This is a genomic window from Putridiphycobacter roseus (assembly GCF_003234935.1).
Classification (GTDB): Bacteria; Bacteroidota; Bacteroidia; order Flavobacteriales_D; family Crocinitomicaceae; genus Putridiphycobacter; species Putridiphycobacter roseus.
Genome location: NZ_QKSB01000003.1, coordinates 226863 through 238669 on the forward strand (window position 1 = coordinate 226863; position 11807 = coordinate 238669).

10 protein-coding genes are annotated in these 11807 nt (G+C 34.1%); 8 read left to right on the top strand and 2 right to left on the bottom strand.

Annotation, left to right across the window (positions count from 1 at the left end):
* The first annotated feature begins 64 nt into the window (after positions 1–64).
* From DNU06_RS07415 to DNU06_RS07435, 5 genes are all read left to right on the top strand, one after another.
* Positions 65–1474, top strand: a complete 1410-nt coding sequence (locus tag DNU06_RS07415; RefSeq protein ID WP_111062610.1) for a tetratricopeptide repeat protein — start codon at positions 65–67, stop codon at positions 1472–1474.
* The gene (locus DNU06_RS07420) at positions 1464–2279 is read left to right on the top strand and encodes a phosphosulfolactate synthase (RefSeq protein ID WP_111062611.1); all 816 of its coding nucleotides are present in this window, start codon (positions 1464–1466) and stop codon (positions 2277–2279) included. The genes DNU06_RS07415 and DNU06_RS07420 overlap by 11 nt, the downstream gene beginning before the upstream one ends.
* Entirely contained in the window at positions 2266–3249 is a 984-nt protein-coding gene (locus DNU06_RS07425; protein ID WP_111062612.1) for a DUF368 domain-containing protein, read from the top strand. Before DNU06_RS07420 ends, DNU06_RS07425 begins: the two co-directional genes overlap by 14 nt.
* 69 nt (positions 3250–3318) lie before the next feature.
* Complete coding sequence (locus tag DNU06_RS07430; RefSeq protein ID WP_111062613.1) at positions 3319–3669, top strand: hypothetical protein; 351 nt, start codon at positions 3319–3321, stop codon at positions 3667–3669.
* Positions 3666–6254 carry a GEVED domain-containing protein gene (locus DNU06_RS07435; RefSeq protein WP_158526841.1) on the top strand — a complete coding sequence of 863 codons (2589 nt, stop codon included), beginning with the start codon at positions 3666–3668 and terminating at the stop codon, positions 6252–6254. Before DNU06_RS07430 ends, DNU06_RS07435 begins: the two co-directional genes overlap by 4 nt.
* 349 nt (positions 6255–6603) lie before the next feature.
* Here DNU06_RS07435 and DNU06_RS07440 read toward each other — a convergent pair whose 3' ends face one another.
* Entirely contained in the window at positions 6604–6948 is a 345-nt protein-coding gene (locus tag DNU06_RS07440; RefSeq protein WP_111062615.1) for an STAS domain-containing protein, read from the bottom strand.
* Between the two features lie 102 nt (positions 6949–7050).
* Here DNU06_RS07440 and DNU06_RS07445 point away from each other — a divergent pair, with 102 nt between their 5' ends.
* Complete coding sequence (locus tag DNU06_RS07445; RefSeq protein WP_158526842.1) at positions 7051–8283, top strand: DUF1015 domain-containing protein; 1233 nt, start codon at positions 7051–7053, stop codon at positions 8281–8283.
* Between the two features lies 1 nt (position 8284).
* Positions 8285–8944, top strand: a complete 660-nt coding sequence (locus DNU06_RS07450) for a YggS family pyridoxal phosphate-dependent enzyme (protein ID WP_111062617.1) — start codon at positions 8285–8287, stop codon at positions 8942–8944.
* A gap of 171 nt (positions 8945–9115) precedes the next feature.
* Here the strand turns inward: DNU06_RS07450 and DNU06_RS07455 are convergent, their stop codons facing one another.
* Positions 9116–9901: a patatin-like phospholipase family protein gene (locus DNU06_RS07455; RefSeq protein ID WP_111062618.1), complete on the bottom strand. Its 786-nt coding sequence runs from the start codon at positions 9899–9901 to the stop codon at positions 9116–9118.
* A 391-nt stretch (positions 9902–10292) separates the two neighbouring features.
* On the opposite strand from DNU06_RS07455, the gene DNU06_RS07460 reads away from it, so the two are divergent.
* The gene (locus DNU06_RS07460) at positions 10293–11780 is read left to right on the top strand and encodes a cytochrome C (RefSeq protein WP_199399000.1); all 1488 of its coding nucleotides are present in this window, start codon (positions 10293–10295) and stop codon (positions 11778–11780) included.
* Positions 11781–11807: the final 27 nt, after the last annotated feature.

The window sequence follows — 11807 nt, forward strand, 5'->3', positions numbered from 1 at the left end:
AAAAGACGCCCTTAATCAGGCGTCTTTTTTGAGTATATTTGAGTATCAACTGTAATAATTTTATATGTTAGAAGATGATGAACAATTTGACTTAGAATTAGATCGATTTGAAAAAATGGTTAAAGATGGTAGTTCCTTCTATTTTGAACCAGATAGTTTAGAAGATATAATCGACCATTATATTGTAAAGAATAAGATTAAAAAAGCACTTTATGCGGTAGAATTCGCCATGAATTTGCATCCTGCTGCTTTGTTCTTTAAATTAAGACAAGCGCAACTCTACTCTACTACTGGTAAATTAAAAGAAAGTTTACTCATATTACAACAATTAGAAAAACTAGATCCTGATAATCCGGAAATCTATCTAACCATAGCTTCTATTTTCAGTCAATTACGTGACCATTCTAAATCTATAAAATACTACGAAAAAGCACTAGACATTGAAAAATTAAGTGGCAATTTGGATGAAGAATCTATTGACATCATGCTTGATTTAGCTTTAGAGTATGAAAACAATAATGATATAAAAGGAGCCATTAGAATATTAGAAGAGCTTTTAATTATCTCACCAGATAATGAGTCTGCTATATATGAAATAGCCTATTGTTATGAAAGAATTGGTGATTTTGACAAATGTATTAGTTGTTATAAACAATACATAGACAACCACCCCTACTCTTTTACCGCTTGGTATAACTTAGGAAATATCTATTTCTTAAAGAAAAATATTGAAAAGGCTTTATGGGCATATGACTATGCCATCATTATTAATGAAAACTTTTCTTCTGCATATTTTAATATGGGGAATACCTATATGCAAATTGAGGAATATTCAAAAGCAATTGATTCTTATAAAAGTTGTATTGCCATAGATGAAGAAGATGATTTAGCTTGGTGTTACTTAGGTGAAGCATACGAGAGAATTGGAGACCTTGACAATGCATTGCAATGTTATAAAGATGCTTTAAAATTCAATCCTCAATTGGCAGATGCTTATGTTGGTATTGGAATTGTAAAAGATTTACAAGATAAAACAGCACAGGCCATCAGTTATTTTCAAAAAGCAATTTCTTTGCAACCTAATAATGATAATTATCACCATGTAATTGGCGAAGCACTTTATAAATTGGCTCGTTTCACAGAAGCTGAATTACACTTAGAAAAAGCATTACAATTAAATATTGCCTCACCAGATACTGCTGAAATTTTAGCAAAAATAAAATACGAATATAATATATATGAAGCGATAGACTTCATGGAGCAATTGGCTTTAAAAACTGAACTATCTATTCCAACCCAAATGTATCAAGTAAAATTGTTATGGGAAATTGGGGAACAAAGTGCAGCACTTAATATTTTTAAAAATAATTTAAGCAATAATAAAGAAAAAACAATCAAAGCAATTACCGATTGTTTTCCAGAATATAATTTAATCAAAAACTTTACAAAAATAATCAATCAAAATGGCGAATAATTTCGAGTTACCAAACATTCCAGAACGACCAATAAAACCAAGAAATCATGGATTAACTATGATGATGGATAAAGGTTTAAGTATCAGACAAACGGAAGACTTTATTAGTGCAAACGAAAACTTAACTGATATTGCAAAGTTAGGATTTGGAACAGCTTATGTTACCAATCAGTTAGAAGAAAAAGTCAAACTTTATAAAAAACATAATATTCGTCCATACTTTGGTGGAACATTATTCGAAGCATTTATTGCTAGAAACAAATTTGATGACTACCAACGTTTGTGTGATAAATACGATTTAGATTTATGTGAAGTATCTGATGGTTCTATTGAAATACCGCATGATCAAAAACTAGAGTACATTCGTGAATTAGCTAAATCTAGAACGGTTCTTTCTGAAGTAGGTTCAAAAGATGCTGGTATAATTATTAGTCCTGCCAAATGGATTAAGATGATGCAAACAGAATTAGAAGCTGGCTCATGGAAAGTTATTGCTGAAGGAAGAGAAAGTGGTAATGTAGGCGTATTTCGTCCAAATGGCACCGCACATACCTATTTAATCAATAAAATTATAGCTAAAATTAAACCCGAAGATATTCTTTGGGAAGCACCACAAAAAACACAACAAGTTTGGTTTATTAAATTATTCGGATCTAATGTAAACTTAGGAAATATTGCTCCAAACGAAGTGATTCCATTAGAATGTTTAAGACTAGGTTTAAGGGGAGATACTTTTTTCGAGCATTTACCTGAAGATGTTACTATTAATTTACGTCAAGTGGCAAAAAAGGATGGGAAAAAGTAAATCTAAAGTCACTTTATTTTTAAAAGGATGTGCCATGGGAGCAGCAGATGTTGTTCCCGGCGTATCGGGAGGAACCATAGCGTTTATTACTGGTATTTATGAAGAATTGTTAGAAAGTATTAGTAATTTAAACTTATCACTTTTTAAAACCATCAAAAAGAATGGCATAAAAGCAGCATGGCAACAAATTAATGGCAATTTTCTTTTAGTCCTTTTGTTAGGTATTGGGACAAGTTTATTAACCTTGGCAAAAGTTGTATCCTACCTTTTAGAACATCATGAAATTCCACTATGGTCTTTCTTTTTTGGATTGGTCTTGGGATCCGTTTGGCTAGTTGGTAAACAAGTAGAACGTTGGGATATTAAAACGATAGCCGCACTAATTATTGGTACAGCAGTGGCTTATTATATCACTATTTTACCGCCTTTTACGGAAAGTCATAATTTATGGTATATTTTTATTTGTGGATGCATTGCCATTTGTGCCATGATATTACCTGGAGTATCGGGTAGTTTTATCTTAGTATTGTTAGGAGCGTATGCAACTATACTAGAAAGTTTATCGAATCTATTATCGGGATTAAAAGCAATGAGTACCGAAATTATAATGGCAAATGGTTCCGTAATCATGGTATTTGCATTGGGCTGTATTGTTGGATTAATCAGTTTTTCTCGATTTTTAAATTACCTATTTAAGAGATCAAAAAATGTGGTCATTGCCGTGTTGACTGGTTTTTTAATTGGCTCTTTAAATAAAATTTGGCCATGGAAAGAAACCATTACCACCTTTACGAAACATGCAGGAGAGCCAAACGAAAAAATTATACCCTTACTTCAAAAAAATATTTCTCCACAACAATTTGAAATCAATCACGCAACTAGTCCTGAATTAATGTTGGTAATTACAATGTTTCTAGTTGGAATATTGATACTGATAGTTTTAGATAGATTCGCTCCAAAAGAGGATTAAGATAAGCAACCCTGCGAAAAAAAAAACGTTATATTAGTAGATAATAATGTTTTTTTTACCCTCAGTTCTATGAAAAAATATGCTTTTTTTTTATTAGTTGCAATTTTGTTTTCTTTTACATCTGGTCACCAATCTACTGGTAGACATATCATTCAATTTAAAATTAAGACCATTACCACATACGAAGAAGCAGCCAAAATTGATGCTTTTATGGGGACTCAAGATGGTATTTTAGCTTCTAGAACAGATTATATTGGTGAAACTTATTTTTGTTTTACAGACAAAAATAAGGACCTTACAGAAACTAATTTCAAAAATTGGATGAAAGAATTAGGCTATCAAATTGGTTGTTTTCATAAAACGGTTGATGGTGAAGGTAAAGCGGTAAATATGGACGAATTAGAAAAATGCGCAGAATGAAAAATTTATATTTATTGATAGCCATACTTTTCGCTAGCTTCACGAGTCATGCTCAAGCGGGAGGATATTGCGTACCTAATAATTCCCAACCTTGTTTTAATCCATGGTCTACAAATGATATGATTGATAACTTTTGGACCACTGGAGCAATAACCAATATTTCAAATTTAAGCTCAGGCTGTGCTACCAGTGCAAGTAATAATTATTCAAGTTTCATGGGTATGGTTTTAGTGACAGGACCCGGAGCAACGATTGGTCTTAATATTCAAGGTGCTGCTACAGGCGCAAATGGTCCTTGTCCAGGATCAGGATGCTTTGCACAAGGGTTTGCCGTTTGGATAGATTGGAACCAAGATTTGGATTTTAATGATCCAGGTGAAAAAATTTATGAATCTCCTAGTTCAGGTTTTCAGGTATATTCAGGTACATTTACGGTACCTGCTACTGCTATTTGTTCGGACTATAGAATGCGGGTCAGGTCAAGTTTTTCTTCAGCTGGTTCCGCTATTACTCCATGCGCCAACCAAACTTATGGAGAAACGGAAGACTATATTGTAAGGGTGGAAAACTGCTCTAGCCAAGAAAGAACTATTTGTTTAGGAAATACAGCTACCATTGATTATACGGCAATGTTGCCAGCTACTAGTCCAATTACAGTGCTAGTTTCACCAATGACGAATGTCAATATAACCATTCCAACAATTTCATTTAACCCTTCGGACACCACCATTTATATCGTTACATGGACTTCACCTGATAGCTCATGGCAAGATACTGCTAAAATTTATGTAAACACACCATTAAGTCCAACATACGCTGGTCTTGACGATACTGCTTGTGCTGCTACTTTTATGCCATTATCTACTAGTTTAGCAAATACTAACACCACAGGGTTTTGGAGCTTTAATTACCCTCCTGGCGTGGGTAGTGGATTTACATTCTTACCGAATATTTTGAGTTTATCCCCTACCATAGTCGCAAATAACCCAGGCTATTATACCGTCTTTTTTACAGAATCAGACACTGCCAATATTTGTCCTTCTGTAATAGATTCTTTGGTTGCTATTTTTTCAACAGAAACCCATACCTCTTTAAATGTAAATCCTTCTTGTAACGCTTATGCAGATGGCAGTATAAATGTTACTTCTTTTGGAACACTTGGTGCCATAGAATATAGTATTGATAATGGCGCTACTTTTCAAACCTCTAACTTTTTTGATAGTTTGAGTGCTGGCGTATATAATGTTGTATCCAGAGATGTTGCCGGTTGTTCATTTTCTTCTGTAGTTACATTAATAGATCCTTTATCAGTAGTACTAACGCTTTCCGCCGATACTACAGTTTGTATAAATGGAACGGCTACGCATGTAGCAAATGCTGTAAATGGTACCTTTTTTAATTTCAATTGGTCGCACACCGGATCTTTAAACTCTATTCAACCAATCTCTCCCCTAGCTGACTCTACGGTTTCTGTTTATGCATTAAATCAAAATAATTGTTCTTCCGATACATTGAATGTGACTACCTTTTTATACGACCCTATCTCTTTTACGTTTAATTATTCCGATACTTCCGTTTGTCCTGGTGACAATAACACAGCACTTGCTGTCAACCAACCTTTAGGCGGTTTAAATGGATATGACTATTATTGGACCGCAAATGGTTCTTTAGTAAATTCAGCGACACCTATTTATTCAGCGGTGCCAAATACACAGACTACTTATTGTGTTACTGTCTCTGATGCTTGTGAAACTACACCGGTAACAGCGTGTAAAACATATACCATGAATGATGTTCCTGTGGCTGATTTTGATGCCAATCAATATGAATCCTGTGCGCCTGGTATATTTGATTTATTTGTGACTACCACTCCAAGTTTAGTGGATAATGTGTTGTGGACTATTGGTGGTAAAAATTACAACAATAATAATGTAACGCACACTTTTGAAGAAGCGAATACTTATAATGTAACTTTATATGTAGAATCTTCTGAAGGTTGTAGAGATGAAATTACCAAATATGCTTTTCTGAAAGTTAATCCAATTCCAGACCCTGAATTCTATGTAACACCATCTCCTGCGACTATTTATAGTCCGGTAGTTGACCTTATTAATCAAACTACAGGAACCAATACTTACGCTTGGGAAATGCCTTCTAGTATCCCTTCCAGTTCATCATTAGTTAATGCAATTGCAACCTACCCTGAAGGAATACCAAATAATTACACGGTAAGATTAATTGCTACTTCCGATAAAAATTGTGTCAATGAAGTGTCACACGAAGTAATCGTGAAAAGTGATGTTATTATATACGCACCAAATGTTTTCACCCCTAACCAAGACCAGTTGAATAATAATTGGCGGGTATACATTGAAGGAATTGATGTTTACGATTTTAATTTAAAGGTATACAATAGATGGGGAGAATTAGTATGGGAATCTTATGATCCGGAAGCTACATGGGATGGCACCATGTTAAGTGGAAAACATGTTTTGGATGGCACTTATGTTTGGTCCATATCTGCTAAAGATCTTTCTTTAGATAATGTACATGAGTTCAAAGGAACTGTGATGATTTTGAGATAGTACCAAGCACTATGCTAGATGGATTCGTTTACCTAAAACCATAAATAATCAAGTATAGTGGTCCTTTTTACTGCTTAAATCTATTGGAATAATCTTCAGTATGTCGTGGTATTATGTGCAGAAAAAATAGCCAATATTTTGTATTCCTATGGCGTGTTGGAAATGTACTTACCCTTTAGAGCAGCATACCATTCCTTCTCTTACAGTATAAAATAGGTTTTATAAAATGGATATAGATCAATATTGTCGACCTCTTTTTTTACCAAAAGTCCAACCAATAAAACAATTATTTTATTAATCTCTCCTGGTAACCATAGGGTACCATACTATTATGGTAGACTAGGTGCTTTTATTTTGTTTCAATGAAACTAGTGGCAGCTTTTAAATTTTCGTAGATATTTAAAACTTTGTCTAATTGAGATATTTTCACCATTTTTTCTACATTGGCTTGTAATCCAGACAAGGCAAAAACACCACCTGCATCTTTACACAATCTATTCCCTATTAAGATAGCACTCAAACCTGAAGAATCACAATACTTCGTTTTGTTTAAGTCTAAAATAATAGAATTTACTGCATTTTTATTTATCAGAACCAGTTCACTTTTGAGTTCAGAAGCATTAGTGGCATCTAATTTTTCAACATTAGACTGTATAACCGTATAATTCCCCTTGGTATCTATTGTAAAATTCATATAAGTTTTTGGTTGTTGTTTACCAAATTTATTAATTTTTTTTAAATAGTATCTACCCTACACTTATTATTAATTATTTTATATTCGCAATAAAATATATTTGTGACGCACATTCAACCATTCAAAGCCATCCGACCAGTAAGAGATAAAGTACAATTGGTAGCTTCAAGGCCTTACTACGCCTACACCAAACGTATGTTAGCTGCAAAGTTAAAGAGTAATCCTTATACATTTATTCATATTATCAACCCTGAATTTCACAAAAAGAATAAAACCAAACCAAATACAAAAGGTAGGTTTTTACGTGTGAAAGAGCGATTTAATGAGTTTTTTGAAGAAGGAATTTTCCTCCAGGATGAAAAAGATTCTATTTATGTTTATAGACAAACCAAAGATGGTCATCAATACCTCGGTTTTATTGGCGGTGCTGATTTAAATGAATATAAAGCTGGAAAAATAAAAAAGCACGAAGAAACGATTACTAAAAGAGAAGCTACTTTTTCTAAATATTTAAAAACAGTTGGTTTTAATGCGGAACCTGTTTTACTTTTTCATAAACACCATGATGATTTAAACAGTTTATTACTTGCACAGACTAAGGTTAGAGCAGAATATGAATATACCACCACAGATAGAGTGAAACATGAATTATGGGTGATTGATGATGAAAATACCTTACAAGAAATTCAACATCACTTTAACGATATAGAAGAAACTTATATCGCTGATGGGCATCACCGTTGTGCTTCTTCCGCTAGGTATTTTGAAGAAAGTGAGATTAAAAGTAAAGTGAACCAGCATGCTTTGGCCTTTTTCATATCCGATCAAAAATTAAATATATTAGATTTTAACCGTGTAGTTAAAGATTTAAATGGTTTGAGTATTAAATCCTACTTAGAAATCATCAGTAATTCATTCATCATAAAGGAAAAACCTGGTAAAACTTATGCGCCAAAACAATCTGGAGAGATAAGCATGTATTTAGAGCAAAAATGGTATAGTTTAACGCCATTACCCGAACTCATCAATTACGAGCATCCTGTGGAGCGATTAGACACTTATATTTTAACCCAATTGATACTACAACCAATTCTAAACATTCAAGACTTAAAAGAAGATGAACGTATTGACTTTGTAAGTGGGGATAAAGGCATGAAAGGATTAAAAAAAGTGGTGGACAAAGGAGTTGCAAAAGTAGCATTTGGTCTATTCCCTATTTCTCCTCGTCAATTAATTGATGTAGCAGATGCCAATTTAATTATGCCGCCAAAATCGACATGGATTGAACCTAAATTAAGAAGTGGTTTAACTATTTATCCTTTAGAAACAGAATAAGATGGTACAAGAAGCGCTCAAACAATTAAAAGAAAATATTCCTGCACGAGTAACTTTGGTCGCCGTGTCAAAAACGAAGCCAAAGGAATTAATACAAGAAGCTTACGCTGCCAATCAACGTATTTTTGGCGAGAATAAGGCCCAAGAAATGGCGGAAAAACACTTGGCACTTCCCAAGGACATTGAATGGCATTTCATTGGTCATTTACAAAGTAATAAAATAAAATACATTGCCCCTTTTGTCAGTTTAATTCATGCGGTAGACAGTGTTAAACTTTTAAAGAAAATTGACCAAGAAGGAGCAAAAAATGAACGTATCATCCCGGTTTTATTACAATTCCATATTGCAAAAGAAGCGAGTAAATTTGGCTTTAATTCGACAATAATTGATGAAATGGTTGCCAATGATTTGTTTACCGCATTAAAGCACGTAGAAATTAGAGGTGTAATGGGAATGGCAACTTTCACTGAAAACGAGCAAGTAGTAAAAGAAGAATTTGATACCCTAAAGCACATTTTTGACACCTTAAAAAGTGACGTATTTAATAACGAGTCTTCCTTTAAAGAAATTTCTATGGGAATGAGTGGCGACTATCCAATAGCCATTGCCGCAGGGAGTACCATGATTCGTGTCGGCAGTGCAATATTTGGTAGTAGATAGGTTATCGATTTTACCTTCCTCATTCAGTTAACAACTTTCCATAAAACAGGAAAAATACCTCTGTTGGTTTTTAACTGGAGCCATAGTGTAATTAAATAACTTATTATGGTATTGCTACAAGCAGAACATGAAACGAGTTTTAACTAGTAGTTTTTTCTTTCACCATTAATTTTACTCCCCAAGTAATGCTTTGACTTCTTTTTCTAAAGTGCGGCCATACTGGTAACCATATTCAAATATTTCTTCAATTTTTTTTAAATCAAAAATACCATACTGACTCATGTCTGGTGGTTCTATAAACAAGGCACATTTTTTAATTTTTGGTCCTAAGTTATTGTTGAGCGCCAAATGAAAACTTCTATCCAAAATATCGTTCATATGAATGGCTTCCACTTCTTTTTTAATGGAATTAACATAAATGCCAATTACTTTATCGCATTTATTTAATATTGGATCAATTGGAAAATTATCGAGTACACCACCATCCACAAAATAGGTTCCCTTATAGGCAATAGGTTGAAAAACGACAGGAATACAACTAGAAGCCATTAATGACATAGAAAGGTTACCGGTAGAGAAATGTACAACTTCCCCTTTCATAATATCAGTAGCTGTGACATAAAGTGGAATTTTTAAATCAGAGAATACATTTTTCGGGAAATATTGTTTGTAAATATTTTCAAATCCCTTCATAGAAAACACACCTTGCTTTTTAATCAGAATACTAGAAAAATTGAAAAATTTTCCACTTTTAACAATGGCAAGTATTTCTTTAATAGAAAACCCTTTGGCATAAAACGCACCAGCGATAGCTCCTGCACTAGTCCCCGAAATAATAGTGGGCTGCACACCGAATTCTTCTAAGGCTTTTAGAATGCCTAAATGAGCAATTCCCCTTGCGCCACCGCCAGATAATACAATGCCTATTTTAGGTTTAGTTAGTACAGTTTCACTCATAGTTGATATCTAAGTAGCCTTAAGGCAGTATAAAATTAATAATTTAAGCTGAACAGCTTACACAAAATTAAAAATAGGACCAATTCTCCGCTAATTTAAAACTAGTCTACCTAGCCTAGATCTTCAGTAATAAATCACCGGAAAAACAGGGGCAACAGCGCACAAAAAAAAGTCAATCATCTGATATCAATGAATTAAAGTATTTAAAATTGCGCAAAAACATGATGAAAATAAATTGTTTTTTATAAATTTGTAATAGGAAAGCATACAAAAAGCCGACACTTTAATAGTGTTTAAAAATTCTAGGTAAAGTATCGTCAGATAACCTGTTTTATTATTCAATAAGCTGTCCGTTTAGCATTGCTTTTTCAAGAATACTAATATGTCATGTATGAAAAAAAAATATTTAATTTTATTTATCGCCACTGGAAGTTTACTTCTTCTCAGTTTTCAAGTATTTAAAAGTGGGTCGTTTTTATTACAATCTTCAGGTATTGTAATTGAAAATTACGTTGAACCTGATTATGGCTTAGGCGCTGGACATATAGATTCATTGCTTCCTTTTCCTGAATTTAAAGATGGCGACAGAACTCCTTTTGATTTATGGAGATACGGTGGAAAAGACAAATCCTCCTTTTCGAATGCAGAATTACCTATGGAATGGAACGCATGGTTAGCCTTTAATCAGGAGCGAAAACCTGCCTTAATGCATGACATTGATGCCTATATGCATTCAAGGTATAATTTTTCACAAGAAGCTTTTCCAGGAGTATTCATGTCTGGTGGCAGAAAGAAAATCATGAAGGGACCAGTTTCAAGACTACCAAAAGGAATTAATACCTATGAAGAACTTGCCAACCTAAGTCCTGAAGAGATTAAGTATAGAGATTTATTTCCATTTAAACCTTTAGCGCATCCCCTGGCCTCTACTGCACACATGGTCTTTCCTGATGCATGGAATAAAGCGCATCCTGAACATGTACGAATGGATTTAGACCATGACTATCCAGAGGCTTATTTACCAGAGTTTCCTGCGCCTATGTTTTTAACCACGCATAAAGAATTAGGGGATGTCACCAACGGAAGGGAAATTACATTTTCTAACTATTTTGAAATATTCAATGGGTTATTGACCCCTGAGCAGCTAGAAGGTTTAAAAGAATTACTAAGACCTAGTCCAACTGGATGGTTTAACCAGACAACACACAGGGTAACCGTTGAACCTAGTACTGGTGTGGCTTGCTTTTCTTGTCACGTAAACGGTCACACAAACGGTGCCTTTGAGTTAGCTCCTGATAGCAGACCTCAGTTGTCTCGACTACGTGTTGGTACACCATCTATGAGAGGTAACTATAACATGATGCAGTTTGCCTCAAAACGTTCCATCAGGAGTATGGACCATTTTGCTGAAGTAGAGGAGTATTTTGATGGAGACCCTGCAATGATGCAACAAATTGGACCCCGAGCAATTCAAAAAGTGGTAGCCAATAGAATGGGTGATTTTAATGCCATTTTAGATTTCCCTCCTGCTCCTAAGTTAGACGCCATGAATCAATTAATTCCGGAGAAAGCAACAGAGCAAGAATTATTAGGTGAAAAATTATTTAATGGTAAAGCCAAATGTATTACATGCCACAGTGGTCCCGCTTTTGTAGATGATTATTTGCACGACCTACAAGTAGAACGGTTTTATATTGGTAGACCTGAAGGGCCAATCAAAACTTTTTCTTTAAGAGGCATTAAAGATTCTCCTCCTTATTTACATGATGATCGGCTACCTACTCTAGACGATACCGTGGAGTTTTTCAATTTAGTATTGGGATTAAAGTTAACGAAAGTAGAGAAAGAGGCACTTACTGCTTATTTATTATGTCTATAATTTATTATAGTGACCAACTATTGAAGC